General features: G+C 63.6%; 23 protein-coding genes. 4 read left to right on the top strand and 19 right to left on the bottom strand.

Translation table 11 applies throughout. The features are described from left to right. Positions 1-2 precede the first annotated feature (2 nt). From C7I36_RS02825 to C7I36_RS02815, 3 genes are all read right to left on the bottom strand, one after another. Positions 3-923, bottom strand: coding sequence for an ROK family protein (locus C7I36_RS02825; protein WP_106452220.1), 921 nt, complete (start codon positions 921-923; stop codon positions 3-5). A gap of 8 nt (positions 924-931) precedes the next feature. Beyond that, entirely contained in the window at positions 932-1,723 is a 792-nt protein-coding gene (locus C7I36_RS02820) for a M48 family metallopeptidase (protein ID WP_245880016.1), read from the bottom strand. A gap of 101 nt (positions 1,724-1,824) precedes the next feature. Beyond that, entirely contained in the window at positions 1,825-2,085 is a 261-nt protein-coding gene (locus tag C7I36_RS02815; RefSeq protein WP_106452218.1) for a helix-turn-helix domain-containing protein, read from the bottom strand. Positions 2,086-2,482: 397 nt separating this feature from the next. On the opposite strand from C7I36_RS02815, the gene C7I36_RS02810 reads away from it, so the two are divergent. The 3 genes from C7I36_RS02810 to purU all read left to right on the top strand — a co-directional run bounded on the left by C7I36_RS02810 (position 2,483) and on the right by purU (position 4,884). Next, positions 2,483-3,439, top strand: a complete 957-nt coding sequence (locus C7I36_RS02810; RefSeq protein ID WP_106452217.1) for an OmpA family protein — start codon at positions 2,483-2,485, stop codon at positions 3,437-3,439. A gap of 87 nt (positions 3,440-3,526) precedes the next feature. After that, complete coding sequence (locus C7I36_RS02805) at positions 3,527-4,006, top strand: YchJ family protein (RefSeq protein ID WP_245880015.1); 480 nt, start codon at positions 3,527-3,529, stop codon at positions 4,004-4,006. A gap of 41 nt (positions 4,007-4,047) precedes the next feature. Further along, positions 4,048-4,884 (top strand): formyltetrahydrofolate deformylase, encoded by an 837-nt coding sequence (purU, locus tag C7I36_RS02800; RefSeq protein WP_106452366.1) that lies wholly within the window; start codon positions 4,048-4,050, stop codon positions 4,882-4,884. Between the two features lie 215 nt (positions 4,885-5,099). On the opposite strand, the gene C7I36_RS02795 is transcribed toward purU, so the two are convergent. Continuing rightward, positions 5,100-5,390, bottom strand: a complete 291-nt coding sequence (locus C7I36_RS02795) for a DUF1244 domain-containing protein (RefSeq protein ID WP_106452215.1) — start codon at positions 5,388-5,390, stop codon at positions 5,100-5,102. Between the two features lie 68 nt (positions 5,391-5,458). Here C7I36_RS02795 and yfbR point away from each other — a divergent pair, with 68 nt between their 5' ends. Continuing rightward, entirely contained in the window at positions 5,459-6,052 is a 594-nt protein-coding gene (gene yfbR / locus C7I36_RS02790) for a 5'-deoxynucleotidase (protein ID WP_106452214.1), read from the top strand. Here the strand turns inward: yfbR and C7I36_RS02785 are convergent. The 15 genes from C7I36_RS02785 to C7I36_RS02715 all read right to left on the bottom strand — a co-directional run bounded on the left by C7I36_RS02785 (position 6,049) and on the right by C7I36_RS02715 (position 18,980). Beyond that, positions 6,049-6,570 carry a DUF3833 domain-containing protein gene (locus C7I36_RS02785; RefSeq protein ID WP_106452213.1) on the bottom strand — a complete coding sequence of 174 codons (522 nt, stop codon included), beginning with the start codon at positions 6,568-6,570 and terminating at the stop codon, positions 6,049-6,051. The genes yfbR and C7I36_RS02785 overlap by 4 nt on opposite strands. A gap of 1 nt (position 6,571) precedes the next feature. After that, entirely contained in the window at positions 6,572-7,054 is a 483-nt protein-coding gene (locus C7I36_RS02780) for a chalcone isomerase family protein (RefSeq protein WP_106452212.1), read from the bottom strand. Positions 7,055-7,056: 2 nt separating this feature from the next. Next, complete coding sequence (locus C7I36_RS02775; protein ID WP_106452211.1) at positions 7,057-7,539, bottom strand: DUF2878 domain-containing protein; 483 nt, start codon at positions 7,537-7,539, stop codon at positions 7,057-7,059. Next, entirely contained in the window at positions 7,509-8,762 is a 1,254-nt protein-coding gene (locus C7I36_RS02770) for an SAM-dependent methyltransferase (RefSeq protein ID WP_106452210.1), read from the bottom strand. Before C7I36_RS02770 ends, C7I36_RS02775 begins: the two co-directional genes overlap by 31 nt. 12 nt (positions 8,763-8,774) lie before the next feature. After that, positions 8,775-9,494: a DUF1365 domain-containing protein gene (locus C7I36_RS02765; RefSeq protein WP_106452209.1), complete on the bottom strand. Its 720-nt coding sequence runs from the start codon at positions 9,492-9,494 to the stop codon at positions 8,775-8,777. Next, positions 9,491-10,738, bottom strand: coding sequence for an NAD(P)/FAD-dependent oxidoreductase (locus C7I36_RS02760; protein WP_106452208.1), 1,248 nt, complete (start codon positions 10,736-10,738; stop codon positions 9,491-9,493). Before C7I36_RS02760 ends, C7I36_RS02765 begins: the two co-directional genes overlap by 4 nt. Continuing rightward, the gene (locus tag C7I36_RS02755; protein WP_219899593.1) at positions 10,731-11,465 is read right to left on the bottom strand and encodes an SDR family NAD(P)-dependent oxidoreductase; all 735 of its coding nucleotides are present in this window, start codon (positions 11,463-11,465) and stop codon (positions 10,731-10,733) included. The genes C7I36_RS02760 and C7I36_RS02755 overlap by 8 nt, the downstream gene beginning before the upstream one ends. Beyond that, complete coding sequence (locus tag C7I36_RS02750) at positions 11,459-11,881, bottom strand: nuclear transport factor 2 family protein (protein WP_106452206.1); 423 nt, start codon at positions 11,879-11,881, stop codon at positions 11,459-11,461. Before C7I36_RS02750 ends, C7I36_RS02755 begins: the two co-directional genes overlap by 7 nt. Continuing rightward, complete coding sequence (phrB, locus tag C7I36_RS02745) at positions 11,878-13,287, bottom strand: deoxyribodipyrimidine photo-lyase (RefSeq protein WP_106452205.1); 1,410 nt, start codon at positions 13,285-13,287, stop codon at positions 11,878-11,880. The genes C7I36_RS02750 and phrB overlap by 4 nt, the downstream gene beginning before the upstream one ends. Further along, positions 13,259-14,104, bottom strand: a complete 846-nt coding sequence (locus C7I36_RS02740; RefSeq protein WP_106452204.1) for a MerR family transcriptional regulator — start codon at positions 14,102-14,104, stop codon at positions 13,259-13,261. Before C7I36_RS02740 ends, phrB begins: the two co-directional genes overlap by 29 nt. Next, positions 14,094-15,047, bottom strand: coding sequence for a YbgA family protein (locus C7I36_RS02735; protein WP_106452203.1), 954 nt, complete (start codon positions 15,045-15,047; stop codon positions 14,094-14,096). The genes C7I36_RS02740 and C7I36_RS02735 overlap by 11 nt, the downstream gene beginning before the upstream one ends. Positions 15,048-15,232: 185 nt before the next feature. After that, entirely contained in the window at positions 15,233-16,048 is an 816-nt protein-coding gene (locus C7I36_RS02730) for a TIM barrel protein (RefSeq protein WP_106452202.1), read from the bottom strand. A 40-nt stretch (positions 16,049-16,088) separates the two neighbouring features. Next, positions 16,089-17,075, bottom strand: a complete 987-nt coding sequence (gene iolG / locus C7I36_RS02725; RefSeq protein ID WP_106452201.1) for an inositol 2-dehydrogenase — start codon at positions 17,073-17,075, stop codon at positions 16,089-16,091. 42 nt (positions 17,076-17,117) lie between these two features. Then, entirely contained in the window at positions 17,118-17,993 is an 876-nt protein-coding gene (gene iolB, locus C7I36_RS02720; protein WP_245880014.1) for a 5-deoxy-glucuronate isomerase, read from the bottom strand. Between the two features lie 141 nt (positions 17,994-18,134). Next, positions 18,135-18,980, bottom strand: coding sequence for a helix-turn-helix transcriptional regulator (locus tag C7I36_RS02715; protein ID WP_106452200.1), 846 nt, complete (start codon positions 18,978-18,980; stop codon positions 18,135-18,137). Between the last annotated feature and the right edge of the window lie 17 nt (positions 18,981-18,997).

The raw sequence follows: 18,997 nt of genomic DNA, 5'->3' as shown, positions 1-18,997 counted from the left end.
CCTCAGCTAAATGCCGTCTCGTCCCGGATGGCCAATAATGCCGCGCCCCTGACGCCGCCATCACCGCCAAACAACGGCGCCACCAGCGGGGCGGGAGCAACGCCCTTCATCATCCAGTCCGGCAGGCGGGCCGAAAGTTCCTGATACAGCCAGGGATACTCGCTGAGCCCACCTCCGAGCACCACGGCATCCGGCGCCAGATGCACCATCAGGGAGCCCAGACCGGCCGCCAGGATATCAAGGTAGAGGGCCATACAGCGGGATGCCGCCTCATCGCCACGCTGCCAGCCGGCGACGATGTCGCGGCCACCCAGGCGGACACCGGTGTCATGCTGGTAAAGCCGGGACAGGCCGGTCCCGGAGACATAGGTTTCCAGGCAGCCACTCAAACCACAACCGCATTCAAACAGGGGCAAGGTCGGATAACGCCGCAGCAGGACCGCCCCCACGGCACCATGGCCAAACTCGCCACAGCCTCCCCGCCGGCTGTCGACCAGCCGCCCTTGATGTATCAAAGCGCCACCAACCCCGGTGCCCAGGGTTAACGCCAAGGCCAGACCAGCGCCGGCGACGGCCCCCTGGTGGTATTCGGAGAGCAGGAAACAATTGGCGTCGTTGTCCGCCACCAAGGGGCGTCCAAGCCGCAGGCTCAAATCCTCAAGCAAATTCCGGCCATGAATGGCCGGCACATTGGGCGCCAGGATCCGGGATGCCGTGTCCAGCACCCCGGGAAAACCGAGGCCGACCCGTCCCCTGCCGCCCCAGCGGGCGTCCGCCTGTTCCACCAATCCCACCACCAGGGCGACAAAAGCGCCATAATCCCGGGATGGGGTGGCATGCAGGGAACGCTCACATTCCCTGAACTCGGCGTCAAACACCGCAAAGGCAATCTTGCTGCCACCGATGTCGAAGCCGTAATGCATCCCCCTGCTCAACGCCGGCAAGCCGGTGTTTTACCCTGGGCACGGGCCTGCTGGTAAAGGGCCAGTGCCGCGGGCATGGCGGCATCGAGTTCCTGGATACGGGTGCCGTGAGAGGGATGGGTCGACAACAGCTCAGGCGGCTGCTTGCCGGAGGAAGCCGCCGACATGTTGCGCCACAAATCGAGGGATTGTTCGGGATTAAAGCCCGCCCGGGACATCAGTTCAAGACCCAGCCGGTCGGCCTCGCTTTCCTGTTCACGACCATAGGGCAACAGATAGCCGACCTGAACTCCCAGCCCCAGGGCCGCCATGGCCGGCTGGCGCAGGGCAGACTGACCCAGGGCCAAGTCGGCGGCACTCAGGCCAATATTGGTCAACTGGCTGCGGGATACCCGTTCATTGCTGTGGCGAGCCAGCACATGGGCAATTTCATGGCCGATTACGGCCGCCACCTGATCGGCGCTGTCGGCGACCTTGAGCAGGCCTGAATAGACCCCGACCTTGCCCCCTGGCAGGGCGAAGGCGTTAACCTGGGGCGAATCGAACACCACGACCTCCCACTGGGTCTGACCATAGCCGGCAGGAATCTCCGCCACCAGGCGATCGGTGATGCACTGCACATACTGGATGTCCGACCGGTTGCCACTCGGTTTTTCCTGCTCTTTTATCTGGGTGAAGGAAGTTTCACCGAGTTTTTGCATATCCGCTTCCGAAAACAGCAACACCTGGCTACGGCCGGTGGGGGACTGGCTGCACGCCGTCAGCAGGCCCAGGGTTAACAACAGGGGAATGGCACGCACAAAACTGTCCTCATGACAGGGATCGGATGCGCTACTTTTAGCACAAACCAGCGCCACGAAAAAGCGGACCGGGCCGGCCATCCGGCACCGGTTTGCCGGTTTTAGTCGCTAATTTCAGGACTCACCTGGCCCGCATCCACCAGGGTCCGGTCGGACAGCAGCCAAAGCGTGTACCTGTGCAATTCGGGATGCTGGGCCAGCGCGACCAGAAAAGCCCCGCCAACCTCCCTGTAGCCAAGCTCATAGTTTTTGAGGGTAGTGGGAGGCACCTGGAGCAGCTCAGCGAACTTGGGCCGGCTCAGTCCCATGGCCTCGCGGATTTGCCGGATTTTTTTTCCGACCAGACTGGTATCAGGATTCATAACCTTGCTACTCCTGTCGAGGATTTCGATAACACTGCGGTTACGCACTGTTTAGTTTAACACCAGTCAACAGACTCGTTATGAACTGCCCGGCTTTTACCGAAAATAAATCGTTTCCCTTCTCTTACTGACACTTTCTCGACTCAGACAGGCAGGAGCCGAAATGCAAAAGCTGCGACAATTTTGGCCACGGCCCTTGGGGCGGAGCTTGTCGATAAGGACGAAAACCGCTAGTCTTGGTGTCGTGCGGGTACACTTTTTCGGGATACAGGAGTCCAGCTGGACAATCCCACAACAACTAAAAACCAAAGGACCTCCCGCACTGCACTGGCGCCGAGCGCCTGGGTGCATATTTTATTCCGGCAGCCGCCGGATTCTCATCTATGAGGAAGACAAAATGAAAAAGACAGTGGCTCCTTCTCTGATTGCAATCGCGCTGGCAACCGCCGGTATTTCCGCTGGTGTTCAGGCCAACGACTGGTACCTGGGCGGTGGCGCAGGTCTGTCCAATTTTGAAGACATCCAGGACAGCCTGCCCGCCGTCAAGGATGAAACCCTCTCTATTAATGCCTTCAGCGGCTACAACTTCAACGAACATTTCGGTGCCGAACTGGGTTACACCCTGTTCAATGGTGGCGCAACTCGTGCTCACGGCATCAACCTGTCCGCCATCGGCCGCCTGCCCCTCAACGAGCAGTTTTCCGTATTCGGTGAAGCCGGTGCCATGGGCTGGAAAGCCATGCGTGCCGTTAACGACGAAGGTATTTCTCCCATGGCAGGTATCGGTCTGACCTACCGTGCCTCCGATCTGGTTGATGTGCAGGCTCGTTATCGTCGTATCGAAGACATCGGCGATATGGGTAACAATGGTTACGAAAGTGATGTAAACAACTTCATGCTGGAACTGGTACTGCACCCCAACCGTGGCGCCACCGCTCCGGCTCCCGCCGCTCCGGTTGCTCCCCAGCCGCAGCCCGAAGTCACCTACGAGACCCGTACCGTGACCGCCGATGGTTCCATCTACTTCGCCTTCGACAAGTCCGATCTGTCCGCGGAATCCCGCGCGACCCTGGACGAAGTTGCCCGTTTCGCCCAGGAAAACCCGGATTACCAGGTTGAACTGGCCGGTTACGCCGACCGTCTGGGCAGCGCCGAGTACAACCGTCGCCTGTCCGAGCGCCGTGCCATGGCCGCCAAGGACTATCTGGTACAGCGTGGCGTTGCCGCCCAGAATATCCAGACAGCCTGGTACGGCAGTGAGCTGGCCGAAGGCGTGACCGAAGCCGAGCGTCAGCGCGACCGCCGCGTGGATGCCAAGGCCCAGGCCACCATCCAGGTAGAAATCATCGAGTAAGCCCCCAGGCTCTAATGGTTTCAAAGCGGCCCTTCGGGGCCGTTTTTTATTTTTCGCATCCCCTCCCCCATGGCATACTGAGTTTCTTTGACTTACGGGTCCATAGCCATGCTTTGCCATTGCGACAGCCAACAGCCGTTCAGCCTCTGCTGCGAGCCCCTGCTGCGGGGCGCCCCGGTGCCGACTCCGTTGGCCCTGATGCGCTCCCGCTACAGCGCCTACCGGCTGGGCCTGGGCGACTACCTGGTGCAGAGCTGGCACCCGGACACTCTGGGCGGACTGACCGCCGACGAACTGGCCCAAACCGGGCTGGACACCGACTGGCTGGGGCTGGCCATCGTCTTTGCTCGAGGCGGCCAGCAGGATCAGGAAGGCGAGGTGGAATTCAGGGTACGTTACCGGGACGCCGGCCGGGTGGTGGTGCTGCACGAGCGCTCCCGCTTCCTGCGCCACCAGGGCCGCTGGGTCTATCACTCCGGCCAGTTCAACCCACCCAAAATCGGCCCCAACCAGCCCTGCCCCTGTCTCAGCGGCAAAAAATACAAACAGTGCTGTGGCCGGCGCTGACTCGACCCATTCTCATCATCCTCAACACCGACAAGACCATAATGGAACGAAAAATACTGCTGACCCACTGTCCCGACGCCAAGGGGCTGATCTCCAAGATCACCAATATCTGCTACAAGCACCAGCTCAACATCATCCGCAACGATGAATTCGTGGACTACGACAACGGCCACTTCTTCATGCGTACCGAGCTGGAAGGCATCTTCAACGATCACACCCTGCAGGCCGATCTGGACGATGCCCTGCCCCAGGGCAGCCAGCGCCGACTGGTGCCGGCCGGCAGCAAGCGGGCGGTGATACTGGTGACCAAGGAAGCCCACTGCCTGGGCGACATCCTGATGAAGCACTACGCCGGCGCCATGAACATCGACATCGCCGCCGTGGTGGGCAACTACGACACCCTGGCCAGCCTGACCGAAAAGTTCGATCTTCCCTTCCATACCGTGTCCCACGAGGGGCTGAACCGGGCCGAACACGAGCAGCGGCTGGCGGACATCATTGACCGCTACCAGCCGGACTACGTGGTGCTGGCCAAATACATGCGCATCCTGAGCCCCGAGTTCGTGGCCCGCTACCGCCAGCGTATCATCAATATCCACCACTCCTTCCTGCCCGCCTTCGTCGGCGCCAGCCCCTATCGCCAGGCCTATGAGCGCGGCGTGAAGATGATCGGCGCCACCGCCCACTTCGTGACCGACGATCTGGACGAAGGCCCCATCATCGAGCAGGACGTGACCCACGTGAACCACACCTTCTCCGCCCAGGACATGGCCAAGGCCGGCCGGGACGTGGAAAAGTCGGTGCTGAGCCGGGCGCTCAACCTGGTGCTGGAAGAAAAGGTCTTCGTCTACGGCAACAAGACGGTGGTGTTCAAGTAACGGGCCCTTCGGGGGGCTGTCAGCTGTAAGTGGTGGCGGCTGAAGGTTCTCGGCCGCACTGATTAATGAGGCGTTGTTTGCATAATGGGTTCCGAGTCCATCATGTTGAACTTGATTCTGTAGCGGAATAACGAAGTGTTAAATCTGCAGGTACAACGCCGTACCTGCAGACAAAACCGGGCTGCTTACAGCTTAAAGCTGACCGCTTATCGCTGTTATTTGTGGCTCTTCTCAAAGGCCGCCTTCTGCTCGGGCGTGGCTTCCTGCTGGTATTTGACTTTCCACTCCTCGTAGGGCATGCCGTACACCCGTTCCCGGGCCTGGTCGTAGTCCATCTCCAGACCGCGCTCTTCGGCGGCGGCCAGGTACCACTTGCTCAGGCAGTTGCGACAAAAGCCGGCCAGGTTCATCAGGTCGATGTTCTGCACGTCCTTGCGCTTGTCCAGGTGCGCCAGCAGGGCGCGGAAGGCGGCGGCTTCCAGCTCGGTTTGGGTTTGCTTGTCCATTCTCTTCTCCATTGGGGTCGGTTAGTGCCATTATAACGGCATCGCCCCGCAACGACACAGGCAAGCCCATGAACCGCAGCCACTTCTTCGCCCATATGGCGCGCATGAAACTGATCCAGCGCTGGCCGCTGATGCGTAACGTCGAGCCGGAAAACGTGGCCGAACACAGCCTGCAGGTGGCCATGGTGGCCCACGCCCTGGCGGTGATCCGCAACACCTGCTTCAATGGCCGCCTCGACCCGGCCCAGGCCGCCATGCGAGCCCTCTTCCACGACGCCAGCGAGGTGCTTACCGGTGACCTGCCCACCCCGGTGAAGTATTTCAACGAGGACATCGCCCGGGCCTACAAGGATATCGAGAAGAACGCCGAGGCCACCCTGCTGAAAATGCTGCCCGCCGAGCTGCAGGGCGCCTACGCTCCCCTGCTCAGCAGCCCGCCGGATGACGACTACGGCCAGTTGGTCAAGGCGGCGGACATCCTCTGCGCCCTGCTCAAGTGCGAGGAGGAGCTGACCGCCGGCAACCGGGAGTTCGCCCCGGCCAGAAAGCGACTCACCGCCATGCTGGAGCAACGGATGAACCAGGAGATCCGCTATTTTCTCGAGGTCTTCGTGCCCAGCTTTTCCCTGTCCCTCGACGAGATTTCGGCCCCGGAGTTCTAGCCTCCCCGGCGCTCTATCCAGAGGGTGACCTCGCCGACCCTGAAACCCCACTTGCTCATCTCGGCCCTGTTGATCAGCCGGTCTTCATCAAGCAGGTACATCCAGTCGTTGAAATCGAGGTGCCAGACTCTGCCGTCCAGCGGCACCGCCAGGGTATAACGCCAGTTGAGGGCATAGCCCCGGGTCTGGCCCGAAGCGGGCCTGACCACGTCGTCGGCGGTGCCGCTGTAGCGGCCGTCCGGTCCTTTTTCCAGGTACCAGACCCGGCGCTGGGTTTCGCCGTCGTCGTAGAAGAAGTCTTCCTCCAGCACCCCCCGGTTGCCCTCCCAGCAGCCGACCATGTCCACCTTGAAACGGCGCAACACCTTGCCCGCCCTGTCCTGCACCATGCCGTAGGCAACCAGTTCGCCGTTGAAAAAGCGATCCAGTTCCAGGGTCGGTTCGGTATCGGCATAGTCCGTAATCTGACTGCTGCAGGACATCAGCAGCAGGCTCAGCGCCAGTATCAGTACTTTCATCTCAGCTCCCCTTGAGTTTTCGGGTCAGGGCCGGATCCCGGCTGTCGGGCGACAGCCAGATGGCCAGAAAGGCGGGGGCGAAGTCCGGATCTTCCACCGTCCCCAGCAGCCGCCAGTTGAAATAAAACCGGCTGACCCCGTTTTCGTCCACCCGCAGCACCAGTTCGTCCTGCTTGCGCACCGAGGGCCAGAACCGCTCCAGTTGCCGGCGCCACTCGGGTTTCCACACCACCCCCAACCGGTGCCATTCCTCGACGGTGGCATTCAACAAGTCTTCCTGCCTGATGTCCCGCTGGTAGCGCAGGGCCAGGGCCTGGGGAAAATCCCCGGGCCGGTAACGGCCATCGTCGCTGTAAAAACGGGCCTGGTAGAGATCCCAGAACAACCAGCGCATCTTGCCTTCCCCCACCAGGGTCAGATCTGCGACCGGGCTGGCCCAGACGGGGACCGCCAGCAACATCAGTATCGATAACCACTTTTTCATCTTCAGTCACTCCTTAAACGCCGGTCCAAATGCACCAGCAGCGGCAGCAGGGCCGCCCATACCAGCGCCAGCACCAGGGCGCTGGTCCATGGCCCCAGGGGCAATTGCACCGCCCCCAGCCGCCAGCCGGCCAGATAGGAAGAAGACCCGGCCAGGGCACCGGTCAGTGCCAGCAGGGGCCACGAAAAACGCCGCAGCCACACCAGGCTGTGTCCCAGGGTCAGAACGAAGCCAAGCCACAGCAGCAGCAGCCACCAGGGTGGCTCGGCAAAGCGGAACACCCCGGCGCCGGTCAGGGCGGCGTCCACTGCCAGCCCCGGCAATACCAGCAACATCGCCCTGGCATCGGCGCGCCGGCTGGGGGTAAACAGGAAGTGGGCCAGCAGCAGCAGGACCACCAGCCAGGCCCAGCGATTTTGCCCGGCCACCGCCAGCAGCCAGAAGCCCTCGAAGGCTAGCAGCTGGATCCATTGCCATGGGGACATGTCCTGGCTCCCGGTTTGGCGGCCTCGAAATGCACCAGGCCGATGCTGCCCTCGCGAAATCCCCCTTCGCAATAGGCGAAGTAGAAGGCCCACAGGCGGTGAAAATCCTGGCTGTAGCCGAGCTGGCGCAATGCCGGCTCGGCCTGGCGGAAGCGCTCGGCCCAGATTTTCAGGGTCTCGGCATAATCCAGGCCGTAATCGTGCAACCGGGTCAGGCTCATGTCGGTCTGCTCCTTCAGGTGTCGGCACATCTCGCTCACCGAAGGCAGACAGCCGCCGGGGAAAATATAGCGCTGGATAAAGTCGACCCCCTTGCGGTACTGTTCATAACGCTGGTCGGCAATGGTAATGGCCTGGATCAGCAAGCGTCCCCGGGGACCGAGCAAGCGGCTCAGCCGGCGGAAATACACCGGCAGGTATTCATGGCCCACCGCCTCGATCATTTCCACCGATACCAGCTTGTCGTAGCGTCCTTCGAGTTCCCGGTAATCCTGCAGCAGCAGGGTAACCCTGTCGCCCAGCCCCTCCTGCTCTACCCGGGCCCGGGCAAACTCGTACTGCTCACGGGACAGGGTGGTGGTGGTTACCCGACAGCCGTAGTGGCGGGCGGCAAAGCAGGCCAGCCCGCCCCAGCCGGTGCCGATCTCCAGCAGGTGATCGGATTCCTTCAATTCCAGCCGCTCGCAGATCAGCCTGAGCTTGTGCTCCTGGGCCTGCTCCAGGCTGGCGCCCGGCGCAGGAAATACCGCCGAGGAATACTGCATCAGGGGATCCAGGAACAGCTGGTACATGTCGTTGCCCAGATCGTAGTGGGCGGCGATATTGGCCCGGCTGCCACTTTTGGAGTTGCGCCGCAGGCGATGGCCCAGCTTGAGCCAGGGCGCGGTCAGCCAGCCCAGGCGGCGTTCGAGGCGATCGAGGACGGTCAGGTTGCGGGCGAACAGGCGGATCACCGCAGCCAGGTCGCTGCTGTGCCAGCCGCCATCCACCCAGGACTCGGCCGCGCCTATGCTGCCGCTCAACATCAGCCGGCGATAAAAGCGCGGATCGAACACCCGGATCTGGGCCTGCAGGCCCGCATTCCGATCACCGAAATAAAAGCTTTCCTCGCCCTCCTGTACGGTCAGGCCGGCCCCCTTGAGGCCGGACAACAGGGAAAATGCCAGGCGGCGGGCCCAGCGCTCCAGGCGCCGGGGGGATGAGATGCTCAGGGTCGTCTCCATCTTGGGCTTCCTTCAGGGATGTGGATGATAGGGAATGCGTTTCATGAACAGCCGCAACGCCTGCCAGTAAATGCCGCGCACTATGGTCAGCGTCATCATCGGCCATTGCAGCAGGGCCGCCCTGAGGGCGGTGGCACCGAAAGGCCGGCGCCGCAGGGCCAGGGTAGCGTCGAACAGCAGCGCCGGGTCGCGGTTTTCAATGTGTACCAGAGCCCGTTTCTCGGGCGGACTGACCCGCCAGTGGTAGCGCATCTCCAGCCCCATGAAGGGCGAGACGTGGAATACCTTGTCGGTCGCGGCGGGCCTGTCCAGATCCACCAGGTAGGTGTGCCGTTCGTTCCAGGGCGTGTTGTGCACCTCTGCCAGCAGATAGCGCGCGCGCCCGTCCCGATAGCAGAAAAACAGGTTCACCGGGCTGAAATACAGCCCGAAACAACGCACCTGGCCCAGCATCAGCACCCGTTCCAGGTCCTGGCTGTCGCCTCCCAGTCGCGTCACTTCGTCCACCACCGCCTGCTTGAGGGGCACGGCGGCATCGCCCAGGTAATCCCGGCGCCGGAAACTGAGCGGCGCGAAGCGCTCCAGCGCAAACCAGCGGCCGGCGGCGGCCAGGGCGGGCAACTCATCCAGATCCAGGGCCAGCATGTACAGGCCGTAGCTGAAGTGGTGCGCCCGGGGCAGGTAACGGCGATGGCGCACCTGGCCGACATAGATACCGCTGTTAAGGCTCATAGCGCCTCCCCGAAGCGGTCACACACATCGAGCGCGCTGCGCACGCCATCCTCGTGGAAGCCGTTGTACCAGTAGGCACCGCAAAAGTGGGTGTGGCGCTGGCCGCAGATCTCGCCACGGCGCTGCTGGGCACGGATGGCGTCGGTGTTATAGACCGGGTGGGCATAGCGGAAACGGCGCAGGACGCGGGCAGGGTCGATGTCGGCGCTGCGGTTGAGGGTGACGCACAGGGTGTGCGGGCAGTCCAGCCCCTGCAGCAGGTTCATGTTGTAGGTCACCGCCGGCAGGGCCGTCTCGCCGCCCTCGAGGTAATAATTCCAGCTGGCCCAGGCCCTCGGCTCTTTCGGCAACAGCCGGGTATCGGTATGTAGCACCACCTCGTTGTCCCGGTAGGCCAGGCCGCCCAGTACCTGTCGTTCGGCGTCGCTGGCATCGCTCAGCAGGCGCAGCGCCTGGTCCGAATGGCAGGCCAGCACCACTTCGTCGAATCGCTCTTCGCCGGCATGGCTCAGCACGGTCACGCCGTCCCGGTCGCGCCGGATCCCGAGGACCGGGGTATTGAGCCGGATATCCTCAAGGCCGGCGGTCAGGGCCGGAATATAACTGCGCGAACCGCCTTCCACCACATACCACTGGGGCCTGTCGACCAGGTTGAGCAGGCCGTGGTGGTTGAAAAAGCGCAGAAAAAAGGCCAATGGAAAGTCCCGGCTGTCGGCCAGGGAAGACGACCAAATCGCCGCTACCATGGGCAGGATATAGTGTCCGGCAAAAAACGGCGAAAAGCCGTGCCGGTGCAGGAAATGGCCCAGGGTATCGCCGTCGCTCAGGCCGCCCGTCTTCAACAGTCGCTTGCACAACAGATTGAAGCGTACGATTTCCGCCAGAAAACCATAAAAACGTGGACTCAGCAGGTTGCGGCGCTGGGCGAACAGGGTATTCAGGGTATGGCCGTTGTATTCCAGCCCGGTCGACGCCTGCTGCACGCTGAAACTCATTTCGGTCGGCCGGGCGCCAACCCCGGCCTTGGCCAGCAGTTGGCGAAAGCGGGGATAGGTCCTGTCGTTGAACACAATAAACCCCGTGTCCACCCCGTAGCGGCGACCTCCCAGCTCGACGTCGACGGTAGCAGTGTGCCCGCCGAGGTAGTCGTTGGCCTCGAACAGGCTGATACGGTGCTGCCGGCCCAGCAGCCAGGCGCAGGTCAGACCGGAAATGCCACTGCCGATCACGGCGATGTTACTCATGCTTGCTCCTTGTCATGGATGCCGCCAGCCGCCGCCACCCGCCCGAGGGCAGCCAGGACAGCAGGCGCAACAGGGTAATGAAGGCGAAGGGAAAGGCGATTTCGGACCGGCCCCGGGCCAGGCCGCGGCGAATGGCCCGGCTGGCCTGCCCCGCCGCGATGCGTCCGGGCATGGGAAAATCGTTTTTGCGGGTCAGGGGGGTATCCACAAATCCCGGCCGGATCAGGCTGACCCCGATATCATGGCGCGCCAGATCGAGCGCCAGGCTGCGGGCCAGGTAATCCAGCCCGGCCTTGGAGGCGCCATACGCCTCGGCCCGGGTCAGGGGCAGCCAGGTGACCGAAGAACTGACCAGCGCCAGCCGACCGCCGGGCCTGATGCGGGGCAGCAGGGCGGCCAGGCAATTGGCGGTACCGAGCAGGTTGGTGCGGATCACCCGCTCGAACAGGGCCGCGTCGAAGTGCAGGGCGTCGTCCACGTATTCGCAGTTGCCGGCATTGAGGATCACCAGGTCCAGGTCGCGCTCGCCCGCCAGGGCCGAGGCCGCCTGCTCCCGGTTGGCCATGTCGAACAGGCACAATTGCGCCGCGGTTCCCTCCAGCGCCCGGGCCAGCTTGTCTTGGTCCCGGCCACAGGCCAGCACCTGCCAGCCGTCGGCGGCATAGTCCCGGGCCAGTTGCAGGCCAATACCGGAGCCTGCCCCGGTAATGAGTACGCGCTTCATGATGCCAGCCTCCCCTTGAGCCGGCGGATCACCGCCCCCAGCACCGGCAGCTGTTCATAGAGCAGGGCACCGAGGTCGAAGTAATCCCGGTGATAGTGAATGCGCCGGTCAAACCTCAGGTGGCTGATCCCGGGGACAACCACTTCCCGGCCACCATTGAGCCGGGAATGGACAAAGTGCATGCGCCAGCGCACAAAAGCCTCGCCCTCTTGCTCCATCACCTGCTCGATATCGAACCGGCATTGGCTGACGTGGGTAAAGAGGCCCTCGAAATAACCGACCAGGGCTTCCAGGCCGCGAAGATCGTGGGCCGGATCGCAAAAATGCACTTCGTCGGCGTAGACCTGCCGCAGGCCCGCCAGTCCGTCCGGCCCAAGCCGGCGATAGAGTGCACAAAAGGCGTCGAGGGCCGGGCTCATAAGGCCTCCTGCGCCTTGAGGGCGTCAAACATGGCGATGGCGTGCAGCCGGGCCCGGGCGTGATCCACCACGGGGGGCGGATAACCATGACCCGGGCGGTGTCTCGCCAGCCAGTCATGGGGGGCATGGATGGCGGTGGCTGGCACCCCGGCCAGCTCGGGTACCCAGCGGCGGATAAAGTCGCCCTGGGTATCGAAGCGCTCACTCTGGGTGGCTGGATTGAATACCCGGAAATAGGGCGCCGCGTCGGCGCCGGTGCCCGCCGCCCACTGCCAGCCGCCGTTGTTGGCCGCCAGTTCGCCGTCGATCAGCCGGGACAGGAACCAGCTCTCGCCCCAGCGCCAGTCGATATGCAGATCCTTGGTGAGGAAACTCGCCACCACCATCCGCAACCGGTTGTGCATCCAGCCGGTCTGCTCCAGGCAACGCATGGCCGCGTCGACGATGGGATAGCCGGTCTGCCCCCTACACCAGGCATCGAACCGTGTCCGGTCCTGGCTCCATTGCAATGCCTCGGTTTCCGGCTTGAAGGCCCGGTGCATCGACAGGGCGGGAAACACCACCAGCAGGTGGCGGTAGAACTCCCGCCAGATCAACTCGTTGAGCCAAGCAAATCCCGCCTCGCCGCGACTCATGGGCAACTGGCCCAACTCGGCCTCGATGGCGGCCAGGCACTGGTTGGGAGACAGCACGCCCAGGGCCAGATAGGGCGACAGGCTGCTGGTCGCCTCCAGGGCCGGGAAGTCGCGCTGCTCGCCGTAGCCGCGCAGCCGGGTGGCGCAAAACCGGGCCAGCAACTCGGCCGCCGCTTCCTCGCCCGCCGGCCAGGCACCGCTGTCGCGCCGTTCGCCGGACAGGGACAGCGCCGGCTCGGCCAGCGGCACCGCTACCTCGGCCGGGGCCGGCAGCAGCCGGTAGCCCTGGGCTCGCAGCCGGGCCAGCCAGGCCTTGGCAAAGGGGGTGAACACCTTGAACATGTCGCCGCCACGGGTGGTAACGCTGCCATGGGGGTGCACGCAATCGCCGTTGTAAACCCGGCAGGGAATGGCCAGGGCCTGCTGGACCGCCTTGTCACGCCGGCGCTCGTTGACCCCGAGGTCCCGGTTGGCGTAAAGGGCATCGATACCCTGGCGTGCCGTCCAGTCGGCCAGCAGGGCCGGCACCTGGTCAAAGCGCGGGCATTCCAGCAGGGTCAGGGGCACGCCGCACCGGGCCAGCCGGCGCGCCAGTTGCTGCAGGTTGCGACTGACGAAATCCCGCTGGATAGGGGCATTGCCGTGCTCCCGCCACTGCTGAGGACAATCCACATAGAGGGCAACCACCTCGTCGCCCTCGGCCATGGCCGCCTGCAGCGCCGGATTGTCGGCTACCCGCAGATCAGTTCGAAACCACACCAAATGTCGCATCGTATTTCCTCGCTATCTCGCTGACGCTGACCGCGAACGGCCGGTTGAGCCATCCCTGCTGCTGGTAGACCAGCCCCAGTTCGCCGACAAAAAAACAGGCCGAAGGCCAGTTGGCCTGGTGTTGCACAAACCAGCCCTGGCCCAGTCCGGCGCCGAGCAGCACCACCAGGCCGTCGACCTGCAGCCGGTCGGCGGCAAGCGGCAACTGGGCCGGATCCGCCGCCCCCAGGTCCAGGCTGCGGCATTCCAGCCCCTGCAGCTCAAACTGGGCCAGCAGGCTGTGCAGCTCGCCCAGTTGTCCGGCCCGCAATAGCGCCAGGCGGGGGCCGCTGCGAATGGTCAGCAAGGAATAAAAGGTACGGGTCAGCAGGGCGCGGGCGCTGTGTTCAATCAAGAGGGCATCGGGACGGACCAACTGGCCCAGCGCCACCAGCCAAGGCTCGATCACCCGCCGCAGCAGCAATTCGGCCGGATACAGGCTCGCCAGTTCCAGCAGTTCCGATTCCAGCCGGTTGATATTGAGCCGGCAGGCGCTCTCCAGCAGCCGGCTCCTGGCCTGCTCCCAGTTGGAGCCGTCCACCACGGGAGCCGGGTTGTCGAGCAGCCCCTTGACCTGGCCGATGCTGACCCCCTGCTCCAGCCAGTGCAGGATCTGGCGGATAAGCGCGATATCCTGTTCGGAATAGAGCCGGTGGCCCTTGTCGGTGCGCGCCGGCTTGAGCAGGCCGTAACGTCGCTGCCAGGCCCGCAGGGTAACCGGATTGATGCCGGTCAGCCGCGATACCTCGCGGATCGGGTATTTGGGTTCAGATGCCATAACGCAGCCGCAGGGCCTCCGGATGGGGATTGAGATAAACCTGCTGGCGCAGGTAGTCGTTGGGGTGCTCTTCCAGGTAGTGGCGCAGCAGGGTGATGGGCGCCAGCAGCGGCAGTATGCCCTCCCGGTACTGATGAATGGTGCGGGCCAGCTCCTGGCGCTGGCGGGAGCTGAGCTGGCGCTTGAAATAACCTTGCAGGTGCTGCAGCACATTGGTGTGGCCGGTGCGCCCGGCCCGGCGTCCCAGGGCCTGCATCAGTCCCTGGATGTAACCGTCGGCCTTGCGCTCCACCTCGCAGGACAAGTCCGACAGCAGCTGTCCCAACTGCTGGTAGCTGTCTCTGTGATGCGCCATCAGCAGGTATTTGTAACGGCTATGGAAAGCGATCAGGCGCGAAGGCGTCAGCCCCCGGTGCAACAGGCACTGCCAGTCATGCAGGGCATAAAGGCGGGTCACGAAATTTTCCCGCAGCACGGGATCATTGAGCCGGCCGTCCTCCTCTACCGGCAGCAAGGGCAGGGCCCGCATCAGTTCGGCGGCGTACAGGCCGGTTCCTTCCTTGGCGTTGCCCTTGCCGCTGTCGTGATAGACCCGTACCCGCTCCATGCCGCAACTCGGGGACTTGGCGCACAGCACATAACCGCTCAGACCGGAAAAACCCTCGGCCATGCGCCGGCCGTACTCGCGCAAAGCGGCGGTCACGTCCTCGCCCCTGGCGGTCTGGGCTATCAGCTCTCCCTCTCGGTTGATCAGCCGGATACTGGGCCTGGGCGTACCCAGGCCTATGGCCATCTCCGGACAAACCGGCACAAACTCCACAAAGCGGGCCAATTCCTCGGTGCAGAAATCGGAGCGCTTGTGGCCGCCGTCAAAACGCACCTGCTGGCCCATCAGGCAGCCACTGATGCCGACCCGGATAACCTGGGGATCAAACTTGTACATATCAATTCCTCTTGTACAACTATGCCATTACCATAGCTGTGGTTGTACAAGGAGATCAAGGTTGTACAAGAAAAATTTCATCCTGCCGAGTGCGCAAAAAAAGGGCACTCCCTTGCAGGCGTGCCCAAAACTCAGATCCAGGGATCTGAAACCCATCGAGAAACAAAAACAGCCTTAATCCTGCCTCAGCGGCGCAACAACTCCGCCGGCAGGGTGAAGGCCTCGCGGAAGCGGCGCAGGGCCAGTTCCGAATCGCCGGAGGCGAAGGCTTCCAGGCCGATATTGCCCCGGTAACCCACCTCATACAGCGCCCGGGCGATGGCGGGATAGTTGATCTCGCCGGTGCCGGGCTCGCAGCGGCCGGGCACGTCCGCCACCTGAATTTCGCCGATATGGGGCGCGCTGCGGCGGATCAGCTCTATCAGGTTGCCCTCGCCGATCTGGGCGTGGTAGAGATCGAGCATCATCTTTACCCGGGGCCGGTTCACCCCCGCCACCAGCTCCAGAACCTCCTGGGCGCGGGCGAAGGGCACCCCGGGGTGGTCCACCTCGGTGTTGAGGTTTTCCAGCACGAAGGTCACCCCGTGCCGCTCGCCCAGATCCGCCAGCCGGTTGAGGGTGTCGGCGGCCTTGAGCCACATGGCGCCGGTCACTTGCGTACAGGGTTTGACCGGCAGGCCCTTGTTGTCGAGGCCGGTGCCATGCAGGTTCAGCCGGGGAATGCCCAGCTCTTTCGCCACCGGTATCGACTGCTCGGCGGTGCGCAGCAACTCGGTGGCGCCCTCGTCGTCCGCCAGGGTGCCGGTGACATAGCCGGTCATGGAGGAGAAGGTCGCCCCGCTCGCCGCCAGCGCCGGGATGTCGTGCCGGGTCCAGTCCCAGATCTCGACCTGGAAGCCCTGCTGGTGAATATGCTTGATGCGCTCCAGTACCGGCAGCTCGAGAAACACCATCTCGGCACAGACCGCCAGGGTAAAGGGCTGGGAAACGTCCATGGTCATCGCTTCGCTCCTGATAATAACGGGGCCGCGGCCCCTTGCCTTACAGGCGGACCGTCTTGCCGGTGGTCCAGGACTCCACCGCCGCGTCGGCCAGGCGCAGGGCCTGCTCGCCTTCCTTGCCACCGCTCAGGCATTGGGCCCGGCCCAGGGCCACGTCCACAAAGTGGGCCCACTCGGCCTTGTAGGCTGCACTGTAACGCTCCAGGAAGAAATACTGGGGGTTGGCTTGGCCGGTGCCCTGATCGTTGGCCAGCTGGACGGTGTTTTCCAGCTGGTTCTCGGCCCTGAGCATGCCCTCGGCGCCCAAGAGCTCAATGCGCTGGTCGTAGCCAAAGCCGGAGCGGCGAGTATTGACGATGGTGCCCAGGGCGCCGGAGGCGAATTCCAGGGTGACCACGGCGGTGTCGATATCGCCGGCCTCACCGATGGCCGGGTCCACCACGCAGCTGCCGCGGGCGGTCACCGCCACCACCGGCTCGTCCACCAGGTAGCAGGCCATGTCGAAGTCGTGGATGGTCATGTCGCGGAACAGGCCGCCGGAGCGCTGGATGTAGGACACAGGGGGCGGCGACGGATCCCGGGACACGATCAGCACCGACTCGGCCTTGCCGATCTGGCCTTGCTGGTAGCGGTTGCGCACGGCGGCGAAGTTGGGATCGAAACGGCGGTTGAAGCCCACCAGCAGCGGCACCCGGCACTCCTCCACCACCTTGAGGCAGGCCTGCACCCGCGCAAGGCTCAAATCCACCGGCTTTTCGCAGAAGATGGCCTTGCCGCTGCGGGCCGCCAGCTCGATAAAGTCGGCGTGGGTGTCGGTGGCCGAGCCGATGACCACGGCGTCGATGCCCGGGTCCGCCATCACCTCTTCCAGGGTCTTCACCGGCGCACCGGTTTTCTCGGACAGGCTCAGGGCCGCTTCCGGGAACGCATCCACGATGGCCACCAGCCGGCTCTCGGGGTGCGCCACGATATTCGCCGAATGCACCTGGCCGATGCGGCCGGCGCCAATCAATGCCACCTTAATCATTTACCCTCTCCTTGTGCTTGTGTCGGCTTGCTTGTTCTTGGGTTACTTGCTTTTGGGATAGTTATCGGAATTCACCCAGGCGTGATCGGCCTCCCAGGTAAAGCGCCACTTGCGGGTGGGCCCGGCCATCACGTTCAGGTAGTAGTTGTCGTAGCCAGCGATGGTGGCCACCGGGTGGTAGCCTTTCGGCACCTGCACCACGTCCTGGTTGTAGGGCGCCATGCACTCGTCCAGCTCGAAATCGTCGGTATAGACCCGCTGCAGGGCAAAGCCCTGGGGCGGATCGAAGCGGTGGTAATAGGTCTCTTCCAGGTAGGTTTCGCCCGGCTCGGCGTCCCGGTCGTGCTTGTGGGACGGGTAGGAGCTGGTGCAGCCCTCGTCGGTGAACACCTCCACCACCAGCAGGCTGTCCGCGGCGGCGGTGTCGGGCAGGATGTTGTGCACATAGCGCCGGTTGTGGCCCTTGCCGCGGTGCTCGGCATCGATGCTGTCGGGGCCGATCAGCCGCGCCGGGTGGTTGCCGAAACCCGGCGCCTTGCATACCGCCAGTTCCACCTTGGTTTGGGCGGTGACGGTGAAATGATCGTCGTTGGGCACATAGACGGCGTAGGGCTTCTTGCGCTCGAAGGGGCTCATCCGCTCGCCGATGGCATCGAGGCTGAGCTCGCAGGTGCGCACGCTGGCCTTGCCCGCCACCAGCACCAGGCAGACTTCCCGGTCCAGGGTGTCCTGGCTCAGGCTCTGGCCGGCCTCCAGCTCATACACCTCGAAGCCCACATAGCCCCAGCCGGCCGATTCCGGCGTGATGCGCTGGATGGCGCCCTGGCTGTCCGGTTGCCGGCGCTTGGATAATAACTTGGACATCCGCTCCCCCTGGTTGGTGAATGACTGATTCTGCTGGAAGTGATAATAAAACATTTATTTCGTTTGGTGAAATTGTGAATTTAAAAATCCAAGCGCTCTTTGGCGGAACTGTGACTGGCGACACAATTCGTTAACCTCGTCGGCCGGAACGGGCCGGTTTGGAGCAGGCTGGCACGGAGCCGGCGCGCGGCGGGGCTATTCCAGGTATTGCCGGCGGTACCGGCCGGGGGGGATGCCCACCACCTTCCGGAAGGCGGTGTTGAAGTAGTTGGGGTTGTCGTAGCCCACCATCAGCGCGATGTCGGTGACGCTGAGCCCGGTGTTGATAAGCAACGTCTGGGCCTCGCCGATGCGCCGGCGGATCAGGTACTGGATGGGCGAGCAGCCCACGCTCTGCCTGAAGCGGTGGGCGAGGTAATAAGGGCTGATGTTGAGCGCCTCGGACAGCCGGCCCAGATCCAGCTCGTCCTGGTAGTGCCGGTCGATATAGCGCTTGACGCTTTCGCCCAGCTCGTAGCGGGCTTCCGCCTCCTCCGCGTCCTGCTCGTCGATCAGGCTGGACACCATCAGCAGCAGCGCCTGCAGCAGGTGATCGCAGCAAGCCAGGCTGAGCCGGTGCTCGGAACGGATCTGGGCATGCAAGAGCCCGAACAGGCTGTCGAATTCCCCATGGCGCTCGCCGGTGGGGATCCGCACCCGGCCGCGGCTCAGGGTGTTTTTGGGCAGGCCCCGGAGCTTGAGGTTGGTGAAGGCGCAGCAATAGACGCTCATGCCCTCATTGGGGTTGGCGGACTCGTCGTGCAGCACACCGCTGTTGTAGATCAGCAGATCGCCCCGCCCGGTATGGTAGGCGCGGCCGTCGATGATATGGGTGCCGCTGCCCTCGCGGATAAAGACGATCTCCACCCGGTCGTCGTGCCGGTGCATGGCGCGGGGCAGCCGGGTGTCGCCGGCGTCGGCCAGGCAGAGGTACATCAGCTCGGCCGGCTGCTCCAGCTCCAGCCGGCCCCGGCGTTTGCCGCTGACAAAATGCTGTATCACGCCGTCTCTCCTGGTTT

Origin of the sequence: Zobellella taiwanensis (genome assembly GCF_003012795.1) — a bacterium.
Taxonomy (GTDB): Bacteria; Pseudomonadota; Gammaproteobacteria; order Enterobacterales; family Aeromonadaceae; genus Oceanimonas; species Oceanimonas taiwanensis.
This window is presented reverse-complemented; position numbering and strand designations above follow the sequence as displayed.

Coding starts and splice junctions, on each gene's coding strand:
- C7I36_RS02825 (WP_106452220.1), bottom strand. CDS start 923: ATGCATTACGGCTTCGACATCGGTGGCAGCAAGATTGCCTTTGCGGTG.
- C7I36_RS02815 (WP_106452218.1), bottom strand. CDS start 2,085: ATGAATCCTGATACCAGTCTGGTCGGAAAAAAAATCCGGCAAATCCGC.
- C7I36_RS02810 (WP_106452217.1), top strand. CDS start 2,483: ATGAAAAAGACAGTGGCTCCTTCTCTGATTGCAATCGCGCTGGCAACC.
- purU (WP_106452366.1), top strand. CDS start 4,048: ATGGAACGAAAAATACTGCTGACCCACTGTCCCGACGCCAAGGGGCTG.
- C7I36_RS02795 (WP_106452215.1), bottom strand. CDS start 5,390: ATGGACAAGCAAACCCAAACCGAGCTGGAAGCCGCCGCCTTCCGCGCC.
- yfbR (WP_106452214.1), top strand. CDS start 5,459: ATGAACCGCAGCCACTTCTTCGCCCATATGGCGCGCATGAAACTGATC.
- C7I36_RS02785 (WP_106452213.1), bottom strand. CDS start 6,570: ATGAAAGTACTGATACTGGCGCTGAGCCTGCTGCTGATGTCCTGCAGC.
- C7I36_RS02780 (WP_106452212.1), bottom strand. CDS start 7,054: ATGAAAAAGTGGTTATCGATACTGATGTTGCTGGCGGTCCCCGTCTGG.
- C7I36_RS02775 (WP_106452211.1), bottom strand. CDS start 7,539: ATGTCCCCATGGCAATGGATCCAGCTGCTAGCCTTCGAGGGCTTCTGG.
- C7I36_RS02770 (WP_106452210.1), bottom strand. CDS start 8,762: ATGGAGACGACCCTGAGCATCTCATCCCCCCGGCGCCTGGAGCGCTGG.
- C7I36_RS02765 (WP_106452209.1), bottom strand. CDS start 9,494: ATGAGCCTTAACAGCGGTATCTATGTCGGCCAGGTGCGCCATCGCCGT.
- C7I36_RS02760 (WP_106452208.1), bottom strand. CDS start 10,738: ATGAGTAACATCGCCGTGATCGGCAGTGGCATTTCCGGTCTGACCTGC.
- C7I36_RS02750 (WP_106452206.1), bottom strand. CDS start 11,881: ATGAGCCCGGCCCTCGACGCCTTTTGTGCACTCTATCGCCGGCTTGGG.
- phrB (WP_106452205.1), bottom strand. CDS start 13,287: ATGCGACATTTGGTGTGGTTTCGAACTGATCTGCGGGTAGCCGACAAT.
- C7I36_RS02740 (WP_106452204.1), bottom strand. CDS start 14,104: ATGGCATCTGAACCCAAATACCCGATCCGCGAGGTATCGCGGCTGACC.
- C7I36_RS02735 (WP_106452203.1), bottom strand. CDS start 15,047: ATGTACAAGTTTGATCCCCAGGTTATCCGGGTCGGCATCAGTGGCTGC.
- C7I36_RS02730 (WP_106452202.1), bottom strand. CDS start 16,048: ATGACCATGGACGTTTCCCAGCCCTTTACCCTGGCGGTCTGTGCCGAG.
- iolG (WP_106452201.1), bottom strand. CDS start 17,075: ATGATTAAGGTGGCATTGATTGGCGCCGGCCGCATCGGCCAGGTGCAT.
- iolB (WP_245880014.1), bottom strand. CDS start 17,993: ATGTTTTATTATCACTTCCAGCAGAATCAGTCATTCACCAACCAGGGG.